The 22,807-nt window shown below is 70.8% G+C and carries 19 protein-coding genes; 8 read left to right on the top strand and 11 right to left on the bottom strand.

The features are described from left to right. Window positions 1-204: 204 nt before the first annotated feature. The 3 genes from ribB to fabI form a co-directional block, all read right to left on the bottom strand. Window positions 205-1,305, bottom strand: a complete 1,101-nt coding sequence (ribB, locus tag J2S22_RS26380) for a 3,4-dihydroxy-2-butanone-4-phosphate synthase (RefSeq protein WP_272780817.1) — start codon at window positions 1,303-1,305, stop codon at window positions 205-207. Then, on the bottom strand, window positions 1,302-2,468 hold the full coding sequence (aroC, locus tag J2S22_RS26375; RefSeq protein WP_272780818.1) for a chorismate synthase: 1,167 nt from the start codon (window positions 2,466-2,468) through the stop codon (window positions 1,302-1,304). Before aroC ends, ribB begins: the two co-directional genes overlap by 4 nt. 113 nt (window positions 2,469-2,581) lie before the next feature. Further along, on the bottom strand, window positions 2,582-3,400 hold the full coding sequence (gene fabI / locus J2S22_RS26370; RefSeq protein WP_272780819.1) for an enoyl-ACP reductase FabI: 819 nt from the start codon (window positions 3,398-3,400) through the stop codon (window positions 2,582-2,584). A gap of 244 nt (window positions 3,401-3,644) precedes the next feature. Here fabI and J2S22_RS26365 point away from each other — a divergent pair, with 244 nt between their 5' ends. After that, window positions 3,645-6,194, top strand: a complete 2,550-nt coding sequence (locus tag J2S22_RS26365) for an HAD family hydrolase (protein WP_272780820.1) — start codon at window positions 3,645-3,647, stop codon at window positions 6,192-6,194. A 30-nt stretch (window positions 6,195-6,224) separates the two neighbouring features. On the opposite strand, the gene J2S22_RS26360 is transcribed toward J2S22_RS26365, so the two are convergent. Beyond that, complete coding sequence (locus tag J2S22_RS26360) at window positions 6,225-7,229, bottom strand: J domain-containing protein (RefSeq protein ID WP_272780821.1); 1,005 nt, start codon at window positions 7,227-7,229, stop codon at window positions 6,225-6,227. A gap of 151 nt (window positions 7,230-7,380) precedes the next feature. Then, window positions 7,381-7,836 carry an RT0821/Lpp0805 family surface protein gene (locus J2S22_RS26355; RefSeq protein ID WP_272840379.1) on the bottom strand — a complete coding sequence of 152 codons (456 nt, stop codon included), beginning with the start codon at window positions 7,834-7,836 and terminating at the stop codon, window positions 7,381-7,383. A gap of 123 nt (window positions 7,837-7,959) precedes the next feature. Here J2S22_RS26355 and pdxH point away from each other — a divergent pair, with 123 nt between their 5' ends. Beyond that, window positions 7,960-8,601 carry a pyridoxamine 5'-phosphate oxidase gene (pdxH, locus tag J2S22_RS26350; RefSeq protein ID WP_272780823.1) on the top strand — a complete coding sequence of 214 codons (642 nt, stop codon included), beginning with the start codon at window positions 7,960-7,962 and terminating at the stop codon, window positions 8,599-8,601. Window positions 8,602-8,646: 45 nt separating this feature from the next. Continuing rightward, the gene (locus J2S22_RS26345) at window positions 8,647-9,396 is read left to right on the top strand and encodes an SDR family NAD(P)-dependent oxidoreductase (protein WP_272780824.1); all 750 of its coding nucleotides are present in this window, start codon (window positions 8,647-8,649) and stop codon (window positions 9,394-9,396) included. Window positions 9,397-9,470: 74 nt separating this feature from the next. Here J2S22_RS26345 and J2S22_RS26340 read toward each other — a convergent pair whose 3' ends face one another. The 4 genes from J2S22_RS26340 to J2S22_RS26325 all read right to left on the bottom strand — a co-directional run bounded on the left by J2S22_RS26340 (window position 9,471) and on the right by J2S22_RS26325 (window position 14,655). After that, the gene (locus J2S22_RS26340; RefSeq protein ID WP_272780517.1) at window positions 9,471-10,970 is read right to left on the bottom strand and encodes a CoA-acylating methylmalonate-semialdehyde dehydrogenase; all 1,500 of its coding nucleotides are present in this window, start codon (window positions 10,968-10,970) and stop codon (window positions 9,471-9,473) included. Between the two features lie 220 nt (window positions 10,971-11,190). After that, window positions 11,191-13,050, bottom strand: a complete 1,860-nt coding sequence (locus tag J2S22_RS26335; protein ID WP_272780518.1) for a phosphoenolpyruvate carboxykinase (GTP) — start codon at window positions 13,048-13,050, stop codon at window positions 11,191-11,193. A 162-nt stretch (window positions 13,051-13,212) separates the two neighbouring features. Next, window positions 13,213-14,187 carry a magnesium transporter CorA family protein gene (locus tag J2S22_RS26330; RefSeq protein WP_272780519.1) on the bottom strand — a complete coding sequence of 325 codons (975 nt, stop codon included), beginning with the start codon at window positions 14,185-14,187 and terminating at the stop codon, window positions 13,213-13,215. A 276-nt stretch (window positions 14,188-14,463) separates the two neighbouring features. Next, window positions 14,464-14,655, bottom strand: a complete 192-nt coding sequence (locus J2S22_RS26325) for a hypothetical protein (RefSeq protein WP_272780520.1) — start codon at window positions 14,653-14,655, stop codon at window positions 14,464-14,466. Between the two features lie 425 nt (window positions 14,656-15,080). On the opposite strand from J2S22_RS26325, the gene J2S22_RS26320 reads away from it, so the two are divergent. Then, a complete protein-coding gene (locus tag J2S22_RS26320; protein ID WP_272780521.1) occupies window positions 15,081-15,749 on the top strand; it encodes a L,D-transpeptidase in 669 nt (222 codons plus the stop codon). 276 nt (window positions 15,750-16,025) lie between these two features. On the opposite strand, the gene J2S22_RS26315 is transcribed toward J2S22_RS26320, so the two are convergent. Next, window positions 16,026-17,399 carry an aminotransferase gene (locus J2S22_RS26315; protein ID WP_272780522.1) on the bottom strand — a complete coding sequence of 458 codons (1,374 nt, stop codon included), beginning with the start codon at window positions 17,397-17,399 and terminating at the stop codon, window positions 16,026-16,028. A 173-nt stretch (window positions 17,400-17,572) separates the two neighbouring features. Here J2S22_RS26315 and J2S22_RS26310 point away from each other — a divergent pair, with 173 nt between their 5' ends. After that, window positions 17,573-18,412, top strand: a complete 840-nt coding sequence (locus J2S22_RS26310) for a DUF1499 domain-containing protein (RefSeq protein WP_272780523.1) — start codon at window positions 17,573-17,575, stop codon at window positions 18,410-18,412. Here J2S22_RS26310 and J2S22_RS26305 read toward each other — a convergent pair. Then, on the bottom strand, window positions 18,394-19,311 hold the full coding sequence (locus J2S22_RS26305; RefSeq protein ID WP_272780524.1) for an MBL fold metallo-hydrolase: 918 nt from the start codon (window positions 19,309-19,311) through the stop codon (window positions 18,394-18,396). The two genes, J2S22_RS26310 and J2S22_RS26305, sit on opposite strands and share 19 nt — an antisense overlap. Window positions 19,312-19,515: 204 nt before the next feature. On the opposite strand from J2S22_RS26305, the gene J2S22_RS26300 reads away from it, so the two are divergent. From J2S22_RS26300 to J2S22_RS26290, 3 genes are all read left to right on the top strand, one after another. Further along, window positions 19,516-20,673: an MFS transporter gene (locus J2S22_RS26300; protein WP_272780525.1), complete on the top strand. Its 1,158-nt coding sequence runs from the start codon at window positions 19,516-19,518 to the stop codon at window positions 20,671-20,673. A 168-nt stretch (window positions 20,674-20,841) separates the two neighbouring features. Beyond that, the gene (locus tag J2S22_RS26295) at window positions 20,842-21,705 is read left to right on the top strand and encodes an IclR family transcriptional regulator (protein ID WP_272780526.1); all 864 of its coding nucleotides are present in this window, start codon (window positions 20,842-20,844) and stop codon (window positions 21,703-21,705) included. A 95-nt stretch (window positions 21,706-21,800) separates the two neighbouring features. Then, on the top strand, window positions 21,801-22,757 hold the full coding sequence (locus J2S22_RS26290) for a dihydrodipicolinate synthase family protein (protein WP_272780527.1): 957 nt from the start codon (window positions 21,801-21,803) through the stop codon (window positions 22,755-22,757). The last annotated feature ends 50 nt before the right edge of the window (window positions 22,758-22,807 follow it).

Raw genomic sequence — 22,807 nt, 5'->3', positions numbered from 1 at the left:
GGCCTCTAAGCCGCCCTCCCTGCGGGCACACACCTCTATCTGCGAGATTCCCACACCATTCGTGGCCTCTTGGCGCACCCGGGGGGGGGGGGGGGGGCCTTGTGGGGGCGGGGGCCCGCCCCCCCCCACGCCTGCGTCTCGGAAATCATGTGTGCACCGGCGCGGCCCGCGACAAGCGCGGGCCCGACGCGGGCCGGCCCGCGATCAGCCCGCGATCGGCTCGGTGCCGACGATCTCGATGCCGAAGCCGGCGAGGCCGACATACTTGTGCTCGGCCGAGGTGAGCAGGCGGATCGAGGTGACGCCGAGATCCTTGAGGATCTGCGCGCCGACGCCGATCTCGCGCCATTGCATGGTGCGGGCCGCCTCGGACTCGGAGGGCCCGTCCCCGTTCTTCGGCAGGTCGGCCGCCGGCACCCCGACGGTGCCGTCGCGCAGGAAGACGAGCACGCCCCGCCCCTCCTGCTTGAAGCGCCGCAGCGTCGCGTGGACGGTCGGCGCGCCCCCGAAGGTGTCGCGCAGCAGGTTGTGGCGATGCAGGCGGGTGAGCACGTCGCGGCCGTCCTCGATGTCGCCGACGACGATCGCCATGTGGTGCACGGCCTCGAACGGCGTCACATAGGCATAGCCCTTCAGCGGCCCGATCTCGGTCTGCACCGTGAAACTGGAGATGCGCTCGACCAGCTTGTCGCGCACTTGGCGGTAGGCGATCAGGTCGGCGACCGAGATGGAGACGAGCTCGTGCTTCTGCGCGAAGGCCGCGACCTCGGGGCCGCGCATCACCGTGCCGTCGTCGTTCATCAGCTCGGCCAGCACGCCGACCGGCGGCAGGCCGGCGAGCCGGCACAGGTCGACGCAGGCCTCGGTGTGGCCGGAGCGCATCAGCACGCCACCCTCGCGCGCCACCAGCGGAAACACGTGGCCGGGCCGCACGAAGTCGGCCGCCGCGGAGTTGTGATTGGCGAGCGCCCGCACCGTGTTGGTGCGCTCCTCGGCCGAGATGCCGGTGACGAAGCCGTGCTTCACGTCGACCGACACCGTGAAGGCGGTGCCGAGCGGCGCGTCGTTGGCGGCGACCATCGGGTCGAGCCGCAGGCGCCGCGCCTCCTCGGCGGAGAGCGGCGCGCAGACGATGCCCGAGGTGTGGCGGATGATGAAGGCCATCTTCTCGGGCGTGCACATCGAGGCGGCGACGAACAGGTCGCCCTCGTCCTCGCGGTCGTTGTCGTCGGTGACGATGACCAGCTCGCCGCGCGCGAAGGCGGCGACGGCCGCCTCGACGCGCTTGTTGTTCTCGTTCGTCATTCGCGGACTTTCGTGTGAGCGGCGGGGATCTCTTCGGGGGCCGCGGGACCGCGCGCGAACGGCCAGGCCGGCGTCTCGCCGACCTGCCCGCGCTGGCGCAGATAATGATCGGCGACCACGCACGCCACCATCGCCTCGGCGACCGGGACGGCCCTGATCCCGACGCAGGGGTCGTGGCGGCCCTTGGTGAGGATCTCGGTCTCCTCGCCGAAGCGGGTCACGGTCGCCCGCGGGGTGAGGATCGAGGAGGTCGGCTTGACGGCGAAGCGGCAGACCAGCGGCTGGCCCGTGGAGATGCCGCCGAGCACGCCGCCGGCATGGTTGGACAGGAAGCGCGGCGCACCGTCGTTGCCGATCCGCATCTCGTCGGCATTGTCCTCGCCGGTCAGCTCGGCCGCGGCGAAGCCCGCCCCGATCTCGACGCCCTTGACGGCGTTGATGCCCATCAGGGCGCTCGCCAGATCGGCGTCCAGCTTGCCGTAGACCGGGGCGCCGAGCCCAGGCGGCACGCCGTCGGCGACCACCTCCACCACGGCCCCCACCGAGGAGCCGGACTTGCGGACGTCGTCGAGATAGTCGGCGAAGACGGCCGCGGCCGCGGCATCCGGACAGAAGAACGGGTTCCGGTCGACCTCGTCCCAGTCCCAGTTGTTGCGGTCGATGCGGTGGCGGCCGACCTGGACGAGCGCGGCGCGCACCGAAAGTCCCGGCACCACCTTGCGGGCGATTGCCCCGGCGGCGACCCGCGCCGCCGTCTCCCGCGCCGACGAGCGGCCACCGCCGCGGTAGTCGCGCAGCCCGTACTTCGCGTCGTAGGTGTAGTCGGCGTGGCCCGGCCGGTAGGCGTCCTTGATCGCCCCGTAGTCCTTGCTGCGCTGGTCGGTGTTCTCGATGACGAGCGCGACCGGCGTGCCGGTGGTGACCTGGCGGCCGGTCTCCGGGTCGGCGAAAACGCCGGAGAGGATCTTCACCGTGTCGGGCTCGCGCCGCTGGGTGGTGAAGCGCGACTGGCCGGGGCGGCGGCGATCCAGGAACGCCTGGATCTCCTCGACCTCGAGCGGAATCTTCGGCGGGCAGCCGTCGACGACGCAGCCGAGCGCGACCCCGTGGCTCTCGCCGAAGGTGGTGACCCGAAAGAGGTGGCCGAAGGTGTTGAACGACATGGGGTCCGGGGGTCCTGCGCTGCCGGTCTGGTAGCGCGCCGCCCCCCGGGGGTCAAATCGCCCGCGCCGGCCGGCAGGCGGCGCGGGCCGCCCCGGCCGGAGGGTCGGTCCGGTCAGTCCTTGACGACCGAGATGTCCGGGGCGTCCGGCCGCTTCATGCCGACCACGTGGTAGCCGGCGTCGACGTGGTGGATCTCGCCCGTCACCCCGCGGGCGAGGTCGGACAGCAGGTAGACGGCGGTGTCGCCGACCTCGTCGATCGTCACGGTGCGCTTGAGCGGCGAGTTGTACTCGTTCCAGCGCAGGATGTAGCGGAAGTCGCCGATGCCGGCGGCGGCCAGCGTCTTGATCGGGCCGGCCGAGACGGCGTTCACCCGGATGTTCTTCTCGCCGAGGTCGGCCGCCATGTAGCGCACCGAGGCCTCGAGCGCCGCCTTCGCCACCCCCATGACGTTGTAGTGCGGCATCCACTTCTCGGCGCCGTAGTAGGTCAGGGTGAGCAGGGACCCGCCGTTCGGCATCAGCTTCTCGGCGCGCTGGGCGAGCGCGGTGAACGAGTAGCAGCTGATCAGCATGGTCTTGGAGAAGTTGTCGGCCGAGGTGTCGACGTAGCGTCCGTCGAGCTCGTCCTTGTCCGAGAACGCGACCGCATGGACGACGAAGTCGATGGTCCCGAACGCCTCGGCGGCGGCGGCGAAGACCGCGTCGATGGTCGCCGGCTCGGTGACGTCGCAGTGGCCGATCAGGCGGGCGCCCAGCTCGGCGGCGAGCGGCTCGACCCGCTTCTTCAGGACCTCGCCCTGATAGGTGAATCCGAGTTCGGCCCCCTGGGCCCGCGCGGCCTTGGCGATTCCCCACGCGATCGAACGATTGTTGGCGACACCAAAAATCAGCCCGCGCTTGCCGCGCAAGAGCCCTGCAGTATCCGGCATGGTGATCCTCTGTGCAACCGGTGCCCGGCGCGGCCGCACCTATGGCACAGGGGCCGGAGGGCGGCAAGGCGGGGGCGGAGGCCAACCACCGGCAACTGGCCGGATTTTCCGAAAGCCCGCGAACGATCTCGCCTGTTCCGCCCCCTCCGCCTGCCCCCGCCACCCCGCGCGGCCTGCCAAACGCCGCCCGGTTCGTCCCGCCCCGCCGTTTACAAAGAGACACACGACACCAGCGGGACGGGACATGCGGGTCGACGAGAGGGGAGCGGCCGCCCTGGCGGCACAGCGTGCGCCGAAGCGGCAGGACGGGACGGCGGGCGCCGCCACGGCGGCAGGCGGAACCGGCGGGCCGGCCGCGGCGCCGCGGACCGGCGCCGCGTTCTCCTTCGACGTCTTCGACACCGTTCTGATGCGCCGCTGCACGGCGCCGGACGGGGTGTTCGAGCTCACCGCCCGCCACGTCGGCGCCGACGTGGCGCGGCCCGGCCTGGTCGAGAGCTTCGTCCAGCACCGCCGCTTCGCCGAGACCACGGCGCGCAAGCGCAGCAAGACCGACGGCCGCGACGGCGAGGTGACGATCGAGGAGATCTGGGCCGAGTTCCCGCGCCGGCTGTTCGGCCTGTCCGCGCTGTCGCCGGCCGACCTCGCCGAGGCCGAGTTCCAGGCCGAGCTCGATCTCTGCTTCGCCGACCCCGACGTCGCCTTCCTGTACGACGCGGCGCGCGCCGAGGGGCTGCGCACCGGCTTCGTCTCCGACACCTACTGGGACGGCGAGCGGCTCGCCCGGCTGCTGCGCCACTGCCGGCCCGGCCTCGCCTGGGACTTCCTCTACGCCTCCTGCGACCACGGCACCGGCAAGACCGGCCGCCTGTTCGAGCGGGTGCTGGCCACCGAGGGGCTCGCCCCCGGCGCCGTGACCCACATGGGCGACAATCCGGCGGCCGACGTCCTCGCCCCGCGCCGGCTCGGCATCGGCGCCCGCCCCTACGCCCAGGCGACCGCCTGGCTGGCCGGCGTCCTGCAGCGCGAGGACACGGTGTTCGACATGGCGGTCGCCCGCTCGGCCACCGGCCGGCGCCTCGACGGCGGCCTGCGCACCATGCGCCGCCGCATCGCCCGCACCACCCCGGCGACCTCGCCGGCCGGCGTGATCGGCACCACGGTGCTCGGCCCGGTGATGGCCGGTTTCGACCGCTTCGTCCTCGACCGGGTGGAGCGCCTCGAGGCGGCCGGCGGCCGCGTCGCGGTCGCCTTCCTGGCCCGCGACGGCGCCCTGTCGCACGCACTGTGGACGCGGCTGCACCCCGACCGGCCGGCCGCCTATGTCGAGGTCAACCGCCGCACCGCGAGCCTCTCCTGCGCCGACGGCCCCGGCGGCTTCGACCTGCTGCTCGGCCCGATCGAGGAGATCGATCACCCGACCGCGGTCGACATGCTCGCCATCGACGCGCCGGCCCTGCATCGCTTCTTCGCCCGGGCCGGCGGCGTCACCGACGGCCGCACCCTCGCCGCCGCCCTGCCCGAGCTGTTCGGCCGCAAGGTGATCGCGGATCTGGCCGGCGGCATGCGCGACGGCCTGCTCGCCCATCTGCGCCGCGAGATTCCGGACTTCGACGCGGTGACCGACCTGGTGCTGGTCGACCTCGGCTACAGCGGCACGGTCCAGCGCGGCCTGCGCCGCGCCCTCGACCTCGCCTTCCCGGACGGCGGCCCGCGGCTGCACGGGCTCTACCTGATCGGCCGCGACTCGGCGCTCGAGCGCCTCGCCCCCGACAATGCCGAGAGCACCATCTCGGATCTCGTGGTGACGCCCGAGGTGAAGAGCGCCCTGATGGGCAACGTCGCGGTGCTGGAGCAGCTCTGCGCCGCACCCACCGCCAGCGTGCGCTCCTATCGCGATGGCCTTCCGGTGCGGGAGAGCGAGCACCGCGACCCGGCCCAGGTGGCGCTGACGACCGAGATCCGCGCCGCCGCCCTCGACTTCGCCACGGCGCTCGCCGCCGATGTCGCGGAGGGCCGTCCCGACCCGCTGGCCGACGTCGACACGGCGGTGGCCTGGACGGCGGCCACCCTGTGCCGGCTGATGCTGCTGCCGACCGACGACGAGGTGGTGGTGCTCGGCAGCCTGTCCCACGACATCAATCTCGGCTCGCGCACCACGCTGGCGCTGGCCGATCCGCTGGCGGCGCGCCACGCCGCCCTGACCAAGGCGCTGCCCGATGCCTGCCTGCTGTTCGCTCCGACCATGTGGCCGGCCGGCAGCCTGGCGTCGCTGTCGCCGGCGCACGGCTTCGCCTATGCGCTGCTCGGGTCCGGCCTGCTCCCCGGGGACGTGTTCGGCGACGTCGACTGCGGCCGGGTGACGGTGACGGTGGTCGACCAGCGGCAGGCCGCGACGATCGAGGTCGCCTGCGCCAGGACGGCCTCGGGCGACATCCGGCTGCGCATCCCGATGCGGGCCGAGAGCCGCATCCAGGCCGTCGGCGTGCCGGTCGGCCGGATCGCCCCGCGCGCGCTGCTGCGCGGCGTCGCCCTGCAGCAGGGCAAGACCGGCACCAAGGCGGTCAAGGACGGACGGGTGACGATGCTCGGGGCGGACCGGGTCCAGGCCGTCGGGGCGACCCTGGTCGACGACGTCTTCAAGGGCGGGCCCGAGGGATCGCTGCTCGTCCTGATGCCGCCGCTCGCCGACAAGGTCGGCGTCGTCACCGTGCTGCTGACGCCGCTCGGCGGCGCCCGGCCGCTCGCGCTCGGCCTGCACGACCAGATCGCGGCGAGCGCCCCGCCCGCGTGACGCCGGACCGGCGTCGCGACGCCGGCCGGCTCACTCCATGTCGCGGCGCGGATCGTAGGGCTTGGCGTCGCGCCAGTGCCGCATCAGCTCGTCGAGCTCGATGTCGTGCTCCTTGGGCAGCACGATGCGCACGCTCGCCAGCAGGTCGCCGGAGCCGCCCTTGGTGGGCAGGCCCTTGCCCTTCAGCCGGAAGGTGCGGCCGCTCGACGTGCCGGGCGGGATCGCGAGCTCGACGGCGCCGTCGAGCGTCGGCACCCGCACCTTGCCGCCCAGCACCGCCTCGTAGAGCGTCACCGGCAGGTCGAGCCGCAGGTTGGCGCCGTCGCGCTCGAACAGCGGGTGCGGAGCGATCGTGATGGTCACGAGCGCGTCGCCGACCGCCCCCGGGCCAGGCAGGCCCTGACCCTTGAGGCGGATCTGCTGGCCGTCGGCGAGGCCGGCCGGGATCTTGACCTCGACCTCCTTGCCGGTCGGCAGGTGCACCCGCCGGGTCCCGCCCTTGGCCGCCTCGGCCAGCGTGATGGTGACGGCGGCCTCGACGTCGCGGCCGGCCCGCCCCTCGTGCAGGTCCTCGGTCTCGAACGGCATGCCGCCGCCGAAGCCGGTGCGCCGGCCCTGGCCGGCGGCCCCGGGGGCGCCGCCGAACACGTCCTTGAGGATGTCCTCGAAGCCACCGAAGCCGCGGGCGCCGCCGCCGGCGGTCCGCCGGAAGCCTTCCGGGCCGAACGAGAAGCCCTCGAAATGGGCGCCGCCCGGGCCGGCCGCGCCGGCGCCCGGCTGGGCCCCGAAGCCCTCGAAGCCGTGGAAGCGCGGCTTGCCCTCGGCGTCGATCTCGCCGCGGTCGAACGCCTTGCGCTTCTTCTCGTCGCCGAGGATCTCGTAGGCTTGGTTCGCCTCGGCGAAGCGCTTGGCGCTCTTCGGATCGTCCTTGTTGGCGTCGGGGTGCAGCTTCTTGGCGAGCTTGCGGAACGCGCTCTTGATCGCGGCCGCGTCCGCGGTCCGCGGCACCCCGAGGACCTCATAGGGGTTGCGCATGCTCTGAAAACTCCGAAAACGCAGGTCGGGCGGTTCGCGCCCGTTCGTGCCGAATGTGGGGGGAATCGCCGGCTTTCGCAACGCGGGGGGCGCAGCGCGGCGCCCTTCGCCCGCAAACATCGCCGGATGGATAACGCCGGGCCGGGCCCGCTCAGGCCCGCTTCCAGGGCTTCAGGCGCTTGACCTCCCAGCGGCCGGGCGCGGTCCGGCAGGCGCCGCCCTCGAGCCAGGTCTCGGTGCCGTCGCGCACATGGCTCGCCAGGAAGTCGCGGCAGGTGCGCCCCGCCTCCTTGTAGGCGGCCGTGATCGGCGTGACGGTGCCGCGCGCGCCGGTCGTCGGGTTCTCCCAGGAGGAGCTGACCGTGGTGCCGCTCCGGCCGAGCGCCTCGGCGATGGCGGTGCGGGCGACCGCCAGGTCGGCTTCGCCCGGCACGGTGGCCTCGGACGGCTCCGGCCTGACGGCGTTGCGCGGGAGCGCCGCCGCGGGGCCGCGCCGGGCGCCGAGCGCACCGGTCGTCGCGGAATCGGCCGCCTCCTCGTCTTTTCCGATCAGCGACCCCAGCTGATAGGAGAGGCTGCAGCCGCCCGTCAGGAGTCCTGCCAGCACCACGCACAGGCCGGCCGCTCCGGCGCCGTGACGGCGCCATAGGCGTCGGCGACCGAGGGGCCTATAACCCCCGGGCCCGCGTGCGAGGGCCGGCTGCGAGTCTGCCAAGAGGTGCTCCGAAACATGTCCGATACACGTTCGATTGAACACACGAGCCGGTTAACGACTGGTGATTTCACCGAGGCCGACGAGCCGCTCGCGTTGTTCGCCGCCTGGTACGAGGAGGCGCGCGGGAGCGAGCCGGCCGATCCGAACGCCATGGCGATCGCGACCGCCGATGCCGGCGGCATGCCGAACGTCCGGATGGTGCTGCTGAAGGGCTTCGACGAGCGCGGCTTCGTCTTCTACACCCACCAGACCAGCCAGAAGGGCCAGGAGATCGCCGCCAACCCGTCGGCCGCGGCCGTGTTCCACTGGAAGTCGCTGCAGCGCCAGGTGCGGTTGCGCGGGCCGGTGTCGCAGGTCCCCGACGAGGAGGCCGACGCCTATTTCGACAGCCGGCCGCGCCAGTCGAAGATCGGCGCCTGGGCCAGCAAGCAGTCGAGCCCGCTCGAAAGCCGGCTGGCGTTCGAGAAATCGGTAGCCTATTACACGGCCAAGTACGCGATCGGCACCGTGCCGCGTCCGCCGACCTGGGTGGGCTACCGCCTTGCGCCGCTTTCGATCGAGTTCTGGCAGGACAGGCCGTTCCGGCTGCACGACCGGGTCGTCTTCAAGCGCGAGCGCACAATCGCGCCGTGGACCAAGTTCCGGCTGTACCCCTGATCTTTCGACCACCTTCCGATTGACCCGACGACCGAGGGGCCGCTCATGACCACGTCGATCAGCAACCAGCCGCGCCGCACCCTGCTGCTCACCGGCGCGAGCCGGGGGATCGGCCATGCCACCGTGAAGCGCTTCTCGGCCGCGGGCTGGCGCGTCATCACCTGCTCGCGTCACGCCTTCCCGGAGAACTGCCCGTGGGCGAGCGGCCCGGAGGACCACATCCAGGTCGATCTCGCCGACCCGGCCTCGACCCGCGAGGCGATCGCCGAGGTGAAGCAGCGCCTCGACGGCGAGCTGCACGCGCTCGTCAACAACGCCGGCATCTCGCCCAAGCAGGATGACGGCACCCGGCTGGGCTCGATCGAGACGCCGCTGGAGACCTGGCAGCAGGTCTTCCAGATCAACTTCTTCGCGCCGATCATGCTGGCCCGCGGCCTGATCGACGAGCTGAAGGCGACCAAGGGCTCGGTCGTCAACGTCACCTCGATCGCCGGCTCGCGCGTGCACCCGTTCGCGGGCTCCGCCTACGCCACGTCGAAGGCCGCCCTGGCGTCCCTGACCCGCGAGATGGCGGCGGACTTCGGCCGTGTCGGCATCCGGGTCAACGCCATCGCGCCGGGCGAGATCGACACCGCGATCCTCTCGCCCGGCACCGACAAGATCGTCGCCCAGATCCCGATGCAGCGGCTCGGCACCACCGACGAGGTGGCGAAGATCATCTACGTGCTGTGCACCGAGACCTCGTCCTACGTGAACGGCGCCGAGATCCACATCAACGGCGGCCAGCACGTGTGAGCATCATGCGACGTCACCCGAGCGCGTCATGCCCGGCACGAGGCCGGGCATGACGCGCAAGTGGCGTCGGCCCTCTACTTCATCGTCGGCATCGTGAACTCGGCGCCGGCGCGTATGCCGGTCGGCCACCGCGTCGTGATGGTCTTGAGGCGCGTGTAGAAGCGCACGCCTTCCGGCCCGTGCATGTGGTGGTCGCCGAACAGCGACGCCTTCCAGCCGCCGAAGGAGTGGAACGCCATCGGCACCGGGATCGGCACGTTGATGCCGACCATGCCGACCTGGATTCGGGTGGCGAACTCGCGCGCCGCGTCGCCGTCGCGGGTGAAGATCGCGGTGCCGTTGCCGAACTCGTGGTCGTCGATCATCGCGACCGCGCTCTCGAAGTCGCCGGCGCGCACGACCGACAGGACGGGCCCGAAGATCTCCTCCCTGTAGATGCGCATGCCGGTGGTGACGCGGTCGAACAGCGAGCCGCCGATGAAGAAGCCGTTCTCGTGCCCCTGCAGCTTCAGGCCGCGTCCGTCCACCACCAGCTCGGCCCCCTCGGCGACGCCGGCGTCGACATAGCCGCGCACCTTGTCGAGATGCTGCTTGGTCACCAGCGGGCCCATCTCGGCCTCGGGATCGGTGCCGGGGCCGATCTTCAGCGCCCGCACGCGCGGCGCCAGCCGGGCGACCAGCGCGTCGGCCGTCTTCTCGCCGACCGGCACGGCGACCGACACGGCCATGCAGCGCTCGCCGGCCGAGCCGTAGGCGGCGCCCATCAGCGCGTCGACGGCCAGGTCGAGATCGGCGTCGGGCATCACCACCATGTGGTTCTTGGCGCCGCCCAGCGCCTGCGCGCGTTTTCCGGTGCGGGTGGCCGTCTCGTAGATGTAGCGGGCGATCGGCGTCGAGCCGACGAACGACACGGCCGCGATGTCGGGGCTGAGCAGGAGCGCGTCGACCGCCTCCTTGTCGCCGTGCACCACCGAGAACACGCCGTCCGGCAGGCCCGCCTCCTTCAGCCAGTCGGCGAGCAGCAGCGAGGCGGAGGGGTCGCGCTCCGACGGCTTCAGCACGAAGCAGTTGCCGCAGGCGAGCGCCACCGGGAGCATCCACAACGGCACCATGGCCGGGAAGTTGAACGGCGTGATGCCGGCGACGACGCCGAGCGGCTGGCGCACCGAATGGCTGTCGACATTGGTGCCGACGTTCTCGGTCACCTCGCCCTTGAGGAGCTGCGGCGCCGCGGTGGCGAACTCGACCACCTCGAGGCCACGCTGCACCTCGCCCTTGGCGTCCGACAGCACCTTGCCGTGCTCGGCCGTGATGACGGCGGCGAGTTGATCGGTGCGCTCCTCCAGCAGCCGCAGGAAGCGGTTGAGGATGCGGGCGCGGCGCAGCGGCGGGGTCGCCGCCCAGGCCGGGAAGGCGCGGCGCGCCGCGGCGACGGCGGCATCCACCTCGTCGCGCGAGGCGAGCGGCACGGTGCCGGTGACCTCGCCGGTCGCCGGATCGAACACCGGGGCGCTGCGGCCGCTGCGGCCGGGCACGCGCGCACCGGCGACGAAATGGGGGATCTCGACAGGCATGGGAAAGACTCTCGCGGGATGGACCGCGATCCTAGCCCGAGCGGAGCGTCCGGTTAAAGAGGGTGTGCGGCGACCAATCGGGGCATTGGTGCGCGGTGCAGCATCGCGACGCGCGCCGATCGCGCGGCACCGGATGCGACCGCTGCGGCTTCCCGGACCAGAATGCGCAAACGGCCGGGCTTTCGCCCGGCCGTCGCGTCTCTCACGCGCGTGAGAAAGCCTAGCTGTTGATGGTGCCGTAGTCCGGCGGCTGCCAGCGGTTCGGCGAGCGGTAGAGGCCGGAGAGCAGCAGGTCGTGGACCGAGAGGAGCTCCTTCGGCAGCCGGTCGTAGAGCTTGATGAACAGCTCGTCGTGGCTGAGGATCTCCTTCATCCACTCGGCCCGGTCGACCGCCATCACCTCCTCGAACTGGTCGCGGGTGAAGTCGAGGCCGCGCCAGTCGAGATCCTCGTAGGTCGGGGCGTAGCCGAGCGGGCCTTCCACGGCCCGGGCGTTGCCGTTCGCACGTTCGACGATCCACTTGAGGACCCGCATGTTCTCGCCGTAGCCCGGCCACAGGAACTTGCCGTCCTTGTCCTTGCGGAACCAGTTCACGCAGAAGATGCGCGGCGGGATCGGGAACTTGCGGCCCATGTCGAGCCAGTGGTTGAAGTAGGTCCCCATGTGGTAGCCGCAGAACGGGATCATCGCCATCGGATCGCGGCGGACCTCGCCGATGTTGCCGAAGGCGGCGGCCGTCATCTCCGAGCCCATGGTGGCGGCGGCATAGACGCCGAACGCCCACGACAGCGGCTGGTAGATCAGCGGCGTCACGGTCGAGCGGCGGCCGCCGAAGATCAGGGCGCTGATCGGCACGCCCTTGGGATTCTCGTACTCCGGATCGATGGCCGGGTTCTGCGAGGCGTGCACGGTGAAGCGGCTGTTCGGATGCGCCGCCTTGCGGCCGCAGTCCGGCGTCCAGTCCTTGCCCTGCCAGTCGATGGCGTGCGCCGGCGGATCGCCGTCCATGCCCTCCCACCACACGTCACCGTCGTCGGTCAGCGCGACGTTGGTGAAGATGGTGTTCGTCTCGATGGTGCGCATCGCGTTGGGGTTGGTCTTGTAGTTCGTCCCCGGCGCGACGCCGAAATAGCCGGCCTCCGGATTGATCGCGTAGAGCTTGCCGTCGGCGCCGGGCTTCAGCCAGGCGATGTCGTCGCCGATGGTCGAGACCTTCCAGCCCTCGATCTCCTTGGGCGGGATCAGCATGGCGAAGTTGGTCTTGCCGCAGGCGCTCGGGAACGCGGCGGCCACGTAGGTCTTGCGGCCCTTCGGGTCGGTGACGCCGAGGATGAGCATGTGCTCGGCCATCCAGCCCTCGTCGCGGCCCAGCACCGAGGCGATGCGCAGCGCGAGACACTTCTTGCCCAGCAGCGCGTTGCCGCCGTAGCCGGAGCCGTAGGACCAGATCAGCCGCTCCTCAGGGAAGTGCACGATGTACTTGACGGTCGGATTGCACGGCCAGGCGACATCCTGCTGCCCGGGTGCGAGCGGCGCGCCGACCGAGTGCAGGCACGGCACGAACACGTCCGAGTCGCCGAGCGCCTCGTCGACGGCGCGGCCCATGCGCGTCATCAGCTTCATGTTGGTGACGACGTAGGCCGAGTCCGTGATCTCGTAGCCGATATAGGAGATGTCGGAGCCGATCGGCCCCATCGAGAACGGAATGACGTAGAGGGTGCGACCGGCCATGCAGCCGTCGTAGAGCTTGGTCAGCGTCGCCTTCATCTCGCGCGGATCGACCCAGTTGTTGGTCGGCCCGGCGTCCTCCTTCTTGAGGCTGCAGATGTAGGTGCGGTCCTCGACGCGGGCGACGTCGCTCGGATCGGAGAGCGCCAGGTAGGAGCCGGGGCGCTTCGCCGGATTCAGCCGCTTGAAGGTGCCGGCCTTCACCAGCAGCTCGCAGAGGTCGTCGTATTCCTCCTGGGAGCCGTCGCACCAGTGCACGTCCGCCGGCTTGCAGAGCGCGATCATCTCGGCAACCCAGGTCTTGAGGCGCGCGCTTTTCACATGGGGGGGAATCTTCGTCGTCGCCAACATGTCCCTCGATCGCTCCTTTTAAACACCCGGTTGGCTATAGCAGCTTAGAGTTTCGGTCGCCATGCGGGGGACCGCGCATCGCCTAGGTACATTCCCGCAATCCGCGAGCATTATGATACGGCGCGATGCTCATTTCTGCATCACTGCGCCACCCGGTCGCCGTCACAGCCACTTCTTCAGCTTGAAGAAGACGTACGGGACGACGGCCGCGACGACCATCAGGACCAGCGCCAGAGGATACCCGAAGGCGAATTCGAGCTCGGGCATGTGCCTGAAGTTCATGCCGTAGATCGAGGCGATCAGGGTCGGCGGCATCAGCACCACGGCGACGACCGAGAAGATCTTGATGATGTTGTTCTGCTCGATCGTCACGACCCCGACCATGGCGTCGAGCAGGAACGTGATCTTGTTGGCCAGGTAGGTGGCGTGGTCGGAGAGCGACTGCACGTCGCGCTGCATGCCCTTCAGCGTCGCCCGCTGCTCCTTGGCCCAGCGCAGGCCGTCCGCCTCGTTGGCCAGATAGAGCACCAGGCGGCCGATCGAGACGAGGCACTCGCGCGCCTTGGAGGTGAGGTCGCCGGTGCGGCCGATGGAGCGCAGAATGTCCTGGCTGCGGATACGCTCGCCGCCCGGCCGGTCAGGCAGGAAGATGGTGCGCGACACCCCGTCCACCTCCGTGCCGATCCGCTCGAGGATGTCGGCGGAGCGATCGATGATGGCGTCGAGCAGTTCCATCAGTACGATCTCGCCCGAGATCGCGGCGGGGCACTGCCGGGCGAGCTTGTTGGCGACGAGACTGAACGGCTTCGGCTCGTCGTAGCGCACCGTGATCAGCCGATGGCCGGCCAGGATGAAGGTGACGGCCGTGGTGGTCGGACTGTCGGAATCCGACCGGCACATCAGGGTGGCCGTCATGTAGCGGGCGCCGTTCTCGACATAGAGCCGGCTGGTCGGCTCGATCTCCTGCATCTCCTCGCGGGTCGGCACCGCGGCGCCGACGGCGCGCTCGACCATCTTGTCCTCGGGCGACACCGGGGACACGAGATCGATCCAGACGGCGGTCTCCGGAATCTCCTCGTCGGGCGCGATCACGCGCCCCTCGAGCGTCGTGCCGGTGAAGAGCTTGACGGCGAGCATCGGGCCTCGGCGGTAAGGGGGTCCGCCGAAGCGGGACAGCCCTAATCGAGCGCGAGTCGCGGCCTTCGGCAAGCCCTTCGCACGCGATCGGCAGAGACGGGGCTGGTCCGGATCGGGTCAGGCCGGCGCGGGCGGCGCCTGGAGGCGGCCGGCCGGCCTCGGCCCGGGCGCGCGGTCCCGCAGGACCGCGGCCTTGCGCCGGGCGGCGGTTCGCCGCCCGGCGGGTCGTGCTGTGACGTCGGTTACGGGAAGAACTCGGTTACGCGGCGAAGTCGGTTACGCGGCGAAGTCGTGGGCCCCGCCCCAGCACTCGTCGTCCTCGGTGGTATGGACGAGCTTGGCGGGCTCCGGCAGATGCTGGCAGTTCACCGCGGCGGCGACGGCGCCGATCCCGATGCGGGCGAAATGCTGGTCGTGGATCGCGTCGGCGATGGCGCCGGCAGCCTGATCTTGGGCAGTCTTCGTCATGTCGAACTCCTCGGGGCTGCTCACCCGGCGGCCTCGGCCGGGGCGCCCTCGTGATGCGGGCCCACCTCGGCGGAATTGGGTGAAAAACCGTCCGAGAGCGCGGCCATTCGGTGCCGTTCGACGGGCCGCCGCACCCGCCGCGAGGCGAGCAGTAAGCCCGTTGTTAAGCCCGGTCATGTTAAAGGAGCCGTAACGCCCGGCGCATTGATATTCCGGGATTGCTGGCAGCTCCCGAAAACATGCCAAGTCTCCGTCAAAGCCCTGACGAGGTGCCGTATTTTCGCCGTTTTCGACGGATGTGCGGCAATATCGCAACAGGCTCGGGCGTTCGTGCCACGGCAACGCCCCGCGACCTGGAAGGCCCCGACAGATTTGGTTACACCATGAGTCGACCGAGCACATGCAGGAACGGGATGGGGCCCGCGATGATTCCGAAAGCGATCGTTGTTATCCTGGCTGGACTGTCTCTCGGCGCCTGCGTGACGGCGGCAACGCCCGAGCCGGCGCCGGAAGCCAGCCTCAAGCCGCGCGATCGCGAGTTGCTCGCGAAAGCGCCCTACTCCAAGGCCTCGATCCCGGCGCCGTATCAGCGTCACATCGTCGACTATCATCGGAACGAGGCGCCGGGCACGATCCTGGTCGATTCCGATGCGCGCTTCCTCTATTTCGTCCTGCCCAACCGCAAGGCGATCCGCTACGGCGTGACGGTCGGCGAGGAGGCGCTCGCCTTCTCCGGCATCGCCAAGGTCGGCAACATGGCCGAGTGGCCGGGCTGGACCCCGACCCCGGACATCCACAAGCGGATCGAAGGCCTGCCGGCCCATGTCGAAGGCGGGCCGGCCAATCCGCTCGGCGCCCGGGCGCTGTACCTGTATGCGAACGGCAAGGACACGCTGTACCGCATCCACGGCACCAACCAGCCCGAATACATCGGCTCGGCGATCTCCTCCGGCTGCATCCGGCTGACCAACGAGGACATCATCGACCTCTACACCCGCGCCAAGGTCGGCACGCCGGTCGTCGTGCTGGCGCCCGGCTCGGGCGGCCAGTCGCCGATGAGCGGCGCCCGCGTCGCCGCGGTGGGGAACAACTGAGCGATCGTTCAGTGCGCGCCGGGCTGGGGGGCTGACGGCGCGATCTCGAAGTCCCGCGTCTCCGAGACGCGGGACTTTTTTTATGCCCGCGAGGCGTGGCCTCCGGATCGTCGAGTCTCTCGCGTCGAACGCGCCCCACCCTCCGCTCATTCCCGCGGAAGCGGGACTCCAGGGGCCGCAGCACGTCACGTCGCCCCTGGGTCCCCGCCTTCGCGGGGACGGGCGGACCTCGGGCCGGGATGAGCCGGCCCGAGTTTCAGAGAAGGCGCCCGGCCCTCACACCGTCCGCAGCCACTCCTGCGTGCGCGCCAGCGCCCGGTCGAGACGGCGGAACAGCTCGTCGATCTCCTCGGGCGTGATGATCAGGGGCGGGCAGATCGAGATCGTGTCGTTGGCGAGCGCCCGGACGATCAGCCCCTCCTCCTCGGCGAAGCGCACGCAGCGGGTGCCGACGCCCTGCTTCGCCTCGAAGCCGCGCTTCGTCGCCTTGTCGGCCACCAGCTCGATGCCGCCGACGAGGCCGAGCCCGCGGGCGTCGCCGACCAGCGGATGGTCGGCGAGCCGGCGCAGATGGCCCATGAACTGCGGCGTCTTGGCCGCGACCTTCTCGACGATCTTCTCGCGCGCGTAGATCTCGAGGGTCTTCAGCGCGACCGCCGATGCCACCGGGTGCCCCGAATAGGTGAGGCCGTGCCCGAACGTGCCGATCTTGCGGCTCTCGGTCAGCATCGCCTCGTACATGTCATCGGGGATGGTCACGGCGGCGATCGGGATGTAGGCCGACGACAGTGCCTTGGCGACCGAGAGCGAATCGGGCCGGAAGCCGAGCGTCTCGCAGCCGAACATCCGCCCCGTCCGGCCGAAGCCGCAGATCACCTCGTCGGAGATGACGTAGAGGTCGTACTTCTCGCAGACCGCCTGGATCTTCGGAAAATAGCTGGCGGGCGGGACCACGACGCCGCCCGCCCCCATCACCGGCTCGGCGATGAAGGCCGCGACCGTCTCGGGCCCCTCGGCCTCGATGAGCGCCTCCAGCTCGGCCGCGAGCCTGGTCGCGAACTCGTCCTCGCTCTCGCCGGGCAGCGCGCCACGGTAGTAGTGGGGGCAGCCGGTGCGCAGGATGCCGGGAATCGGCAGGTCGAAATCGGCGTGATTCGCGGCGAGCCCGGTGAGCGAGGCGGAGGCCACGGTGACGCCGTGATAGGCCTTGTCGCGGGCGACGATCTTCTTCCTCGAAGGCCGGCCGAGCGCGTTGTTCATGTAGCGCACCAGCTTGACCTGGGTGTCGTTGGCCTCCGAGCCGGAGTTGCAGAAGAACACCTTCGAGGTCGGCACCGGGGCGAGCGCCTTCAGGGTCTCGGCGAGCTCGATCGCCGGATCGTGGCTCTTGCCGTTGAACAGATGCGCGAAGGACAGCTTGCGCAGCTGCGCGGCCGCGGCCTCGATCAACTCCTCGTTGCCGTGGCCCAGCGACAGGCACCACAGGCCGGACATCCCTTCGATGTAGTCCTTGCCGCTCGTGTCGTAGACGAAGACGCCCTGGCCACGCTCCAGCATCAACGGACCGGTGTCGCGGTGGGTGGCGAGATTCGTGTAGGGGTGAAGAACGGTTTCGATGTCGCGGACGGCTTGGTTTCCGAATACGGTCATGGCTGAAACTTTCACGAGACAGGCAAAGGCGAGTTCCGACGCGGCACTGTAGCAGGGCCGGAGCCGGTGCGCGCGGGGGCACGTGCGGCCCGGCGCACCGTTGCCAGCCGCGACGCTTCGCTCTATCGATGCGCGCGGCGGGCCGGTTTTTGCGCGCCCGGAAAGGCTGAACGATGGCGCGCCGCCGGCTGGCCGAGGAACCGCTCTCCCGCTTCGCTGCCTGGTCGCGGCGGCTCGCCCTGTTCTCCCTCGCGGTTGTGCTGCTCGCGATCGTCATCGCGCGGGCCGACCTCCTCGATACGCTCCCGGTGCTGGCCACCCTCGGTGCCGGTCTCGCCCTCGCGGTGCTCGGCATCCTCGCCGCCTTCGTCGCCTTCGGGGTGATCTGGCAGAGCGGCGCGCGCGGCTTCGGCCACGCCGTCACGGGCCTCGCCATCGGGGCGGCGCTGATCGCCTACCCGTCCTATCTCGGCTGGAAGGCGACGAAGCTGCCGATGATCGCTGACATCACCACCGACGCGATCGACCCGCCGCGCTTCGAGGTGGTGGCGCGGCTGCGCTCGCGGCAGGCCAATCCGGTGCTCTATGCCGGCCTCTACGCGGCCGAGCAGCAGCGCGGCGCCTACCCGGACATCGAGCCGCTGATGGTCGCCGTCACCCCGGAGGCCGCCTACGAAGCCACCATGGCGCTGGTGACCAAGCGCAAGTGGCGCGTCATCAACGCCCGCCAGCCCCAGGCCGGACGGCGCGACGGCTACATCGAGGCGGTCGCCGTCACGCCGATCATGGCGTTCCGCGACGACGTGGCGATCCGCATCCGGCCGGTCGGCGCCGGCACCCGCATCGACATGCGCTCGGCCTCGCGCTACGGCCGCCTCGACTTCGGCGTCAACGCGGCGCGCATCCGCAGCCTGCTCGAGGACATCGACGACCTCACCAGCGTGGTGAAGCCGGAGCGCCCGCCGCCGAAGCCCGCCGCACCCCAGAAGGGCGGTCAGTCGGCGAGGCGATAGCTCCCCTCGACCGACGGCACGCCCTCGGTCGCGACCACGCCGCGCCCCACCAGATCCTCGAGGTGCGCCAGCACCGACAGGCCCGCCGCCCCGGCGAGCCGCGGATCGAGCCCGATATAGATGGCCCGCACCAGCGTCGGGATGTCGGCGGCGCCCTTGCGCAGCCGGCCGAGGATCGACGCCTCGCGGCCTTCGCGATGGCGGATGTACTGCACGACGAAATCCTGCGCGTCGCGCACCGCGCCGCCGTGGCCGGGCAGATAGAGCGTCTCGTCGCGCCGTGCGAGCTTCCGCAGCGACTCCATGTAGTCGCTCATCGCGCCGTCGGGCGGCGCCACCACCGAGGTCGCCCACGCCATCACGTGGTCGCCGGACAGGAGGATCCCGGTGCCGCGCAGCGCGAAGGCGACGTGATTCGCCGTGTGGCCGGGCGTCGTCACGGTCTCCACCACGAAGCCGCCGGCCTCGACCGTGTCGCCGTCGCGCAGCACCTGGTCGGGGCGGAATTCGGTGTCGTTGCTGGCGTCGAGCCGCGGGCCTTCGCCGATGTTCAGCGGCCGCGACACGCGGTGCGGACCTTCGGCGAAGGTCGGCGCGCCGGTCGCGGCCTTCACGGCGGCGGCGGCGGGCGAGTGGTCGCGATGCGTGTGGGTGACCAGGATATGGGTGACGGTCTCGCCCCGCACGGCGTCGAGCAGCGCCGCGACGTGGCGCGGGTCGTCCGGTCCCGGATCGACGATCGCCACCTTCCCGCGGCCCAGGATGTAGCTGACCGTGCCCTTCCACGTGAACGGGCTCGGATTGTCGCAGAGGACGCGGCGCACGCCCGGCGCCACCTCCTCCACCTGCCCCGGCGGCAGGTCGAAGCTCTTGTCGAACACGATGTCGTTGCTGCTCATCGGGGGTCCTGCCGCTCGGCCGCCGTCGGCCGACGGCGCCGGACGAGGTAAGCCGTCGCGGCCCGGAAGCCAAGGGCCGACTCGCACCGCGGGCTCCTGTGGCCACCAGGCCGAAGCCCGCTACCATGCGGCGACTCGCAACCCTGCCTCCCGTTCCGCCGGTGATCCATGCCCCCGAAGTCCCCCCTCCCCGCCGGCGCACTCATGGTGTTGGTCGCCGGCTTCGCGGTGCTGTTCGTCGGTGGCGGCGCGCGCTTCGCCATCGGGCTGACGCTCAAGTCCGTGGTCGACGATCTCGGCTGGGGGCGCAGCGAACTCGGGCTCGCCGTCGCCCTGTTCCAGGTGGTGTCCGCCGGCTGCATGTTCCTGGCCGGCCGCCTCTCCGACCGCGCCAATCCGCGTCTGGTGCTGGCCGGCGGGCTGCTGCTCGCCGGGCTCGGCATCGGCGCCATGAGCCTCGTCGCGGCGCCCTGGCATGCGCTCGTCCTCTACGGCGTGGTGTTCGCGGCCGGCAACGGCGCCGCCTCGCTGATCCCGGTCAGCGTGATGGTGACGCGCGCCTTCCCCGAGCGGACCGGCCTCGCCAACGCCGCCGTGACGGCCGGCATGAGCCTCGGCCAGCTGGTGATGATCGGCGTGCTCGCCGCCGTGCTGGTGGCGATCGGCTGGCGCTCGGTGTTCGTCTGGCTCGGCGCCGCGCACCTGGTGCTGCTGCCGCTGCTGCTCGGCGCAATCCGGGGCGGCGGCGATCGCGGCGAGGCGCACACGCGGCGCGCCGCGTCCGGGCTGACCATCCGCGAGGCGGCGCGCACGCGGCCGTTCTGGGCTCTGCTCGCCGTCTACGCCATCTGCGGGCTCGACGACTTCTTCGTCTCGACCCACGTGGTCGCGCTCGCCCAGGACCGCGGCCTCGACGCGTATCTGGCCGGCAACCTGCTCGCCGTGATGGGCCTCACCGCCCTGCTCGGCGTGATGGCGGCCGGCGCCTGGAGCGACCGCGCCGGGCCGCTGTGGCCGGCGGCGGCGTCCTTCGTGGCGCGGCTGGCGGTGTTCGGGCTGATCCTGGTGGACCAGTCGACCGTCTCGGTCGCGGTGTTCGGGCTGGTGTTCGGGGCGACCTTCCTGGTGACGGCGCCGCTGACCGTGGTGTTCGTCGCCACGCATTTCGGCAGCCGCCATCTCGGCGCGCTCACCGGGCTGATCACCATGGTGCACCACATCGCCGGCGGGCTCGGCGCCTGGATCGGCGCCGTCACGTTCGACCGGCTCGGCGGCTACGACGCCGCCTTCGCCCTGATGCTCGCCTCGAACGTCGTGGTGCTGGCGCTGCTGCCCCTGCTGCGGCGGCCGCAGGTGGTCTGACGCCCCAAAAAGTTTCGGATTCCGAAATACTTATCGCCTTCCGTACGATTCCGGATACGGGCGCAAAAGTGTTGGTCCTCCGTTGACACAATGCGCCTGCGGATTCTACTTTCGACCAACAACGCGAAAATAATTTCGCAATCCGAAATAGTCAAGAGGAAACCGGCCATGGCCATTCCGAACGGCACCGCGAGGACGACTCCCTCGCCGATCGGACTGCGGCGGCTCGACCCGAAGGAGGGGAAGAGCTCGGTCCAGTCGCTCGCCAAGGGATTGCGGGTGCTCGAGGCGTTCACGGCGGAAGCCGACGAGATGACGCTGAGCGAGATCGCCGCCGCGGCCGGCCTCGACGCCGGCACCACGTTCCGGATGCTCAACACCCTGGTCTCGGTCGGCTACGTCACCCGCATCCCGGAGAGCCGGCGCTTCCGCCTGTCGCTCAAGGTGCTCGACCTCGGCTTCAACGCCATCGCCCACAAGGACCTGCGCGACATCGTGCGGCCGCTGCTGCAGACGCTGGTCGACGAGGTCAGCGAGGCGGCGAGCTTCGCCGTGCTGGAGGGCGGCGACGTGCTCTACATCGAGCGGGTGCGCGCCGGATTCACCCGGCTCGGCGTCGACATCCGCATCGGCACCACGATTCCCGCCGCCGTCACATCGATCGGCCGCGCCATCCTGGCCTTCCTGCCGGAGAACCGGCTGGAGCGCGTGCTGGCGACGCCGCCGCGCCATCCGAGCCCGACCCTCAAGACGCCCGACCGCGCCACCCTCGATCCGCGGCTCGATGCGCTCCGGCGCGACGGCTACGTGCTGGAGAAGTCCGTCATCACACCCGACCTGCGCCTGCTCGCCGTTCCGGTGATCGGCGCCGACGGCTGGGCGACAGGCGCGATCAGCGTCGTCGCCCCGTGGTCCCAGTCCTCGGACGAGGACCTCAAGGCGCGCGCCCTCGAGCCGATGCTCGCCACCGCCCGCCACATCGCCCGCGCCCAGGAGGCGGTCGGCAGCACCTCGTCGCTCGTCAACGCCTGACGCCGGTCGTCGCGCTGCGTCGCCGGCCCGGCGGCCGGCGACACCTCACCCCCGGTTTCGCCACCCTCGCCTGCCCCTTCAAAAAGGAGAAACACATGTCGACCAAGAACAAGCTCGATCTCAGGGGTCTCGTCCCCGCCCCCGTGACGCCGTTCACCCGCGACGGCGCCATCGATCATGCCGCCATCAAGCGCCTCGGCTCCTGGCTCGGCAGCTTCGCGGGCGTGAAGGGTCTCGTCGTCCTCGGCCACGCCGGCGAGGGCACGTTCCTCACCGCCGACGAGCAGGCCTCGGTGATCGAGAGCTTCGTCGCGTCGACCGACGGCCGCGTCCCGGTCATCGCCGGCATCACGCTGGAGGGCACCAAGGTCGCCGGCATGGAGGCCAAGCGCGCCGTGAAGGCGGGCGCCAAGGCCGGCCTCCTCTATCCGTCGCACGGCTGGCTGCGCTTCGGCTATCAGAAGGGCGCCCCGCAGGACCGCTACAAGGCCGTCTACGAGGAGTCCGGCCTGCCGCTGATCCTGTTCCAGTATCCGGACGTGACCAAGGCGACCTACAATCTCGACACCCTGATGGAGATCGCCGCGCAGCCGGGCGTGTTCGCGATGAAGAACGGCGTGCGCAACATGCGCCGCTGGGACACCGAGATCCCGGTCATCCGCAAGGCCAATCCGGACCTGCAGGTCCTCACCTGCCACGACGAGTATCTGCTGCACACGATGTTCGACGTCGACGGCGCCCTGGTCGGCTACGGCAACATCGCCCCCGAGTTGCTGATCGCCCTCATCGAGGCCGGCAAGGCGCAGGACTACGTCAAGGCGCGCGCCCTGCACGACCGTCTCCTGCCGGTGACCAAGGCCGTCTATCACCGCGGCTCGCACATGGAGGGCACCGTGGCGCTCAAGCACGCCCTCGTCACCCGCGGCATCCTGGAGCACGCGACGGTGCGCACTCCGCTGCTGCCGCTGCAGCCGGGCGCCGACGTCGAGATCGCCGAGGCGATGAAGTCGGCCGGCCTGGTCAGCGACAAGCCCGCCGCCATCGCGGCCTGACGACGCCGGGCGCCGCCGGACGACCGGCGGCGCCGCGCTCTCTTCCGCAA

The sequence above is a fragment of the Rhodoplanes tepidamans genome (assembly GCF_030813915.1).
Taxonomy (GTDB): domain Bacteria; phylum Pseudomonadota; class Alphaproteobacteria; order Rhizobiales; family Xanthobacteraceae; genus Rhodoplanes; species Rhodoplanes tepidamans.
The sequence above is the reverse complement of the archived record's forward strand: the minus strand, read 5'-3'. Positions and strand labels throughout refer to the sequence as shown.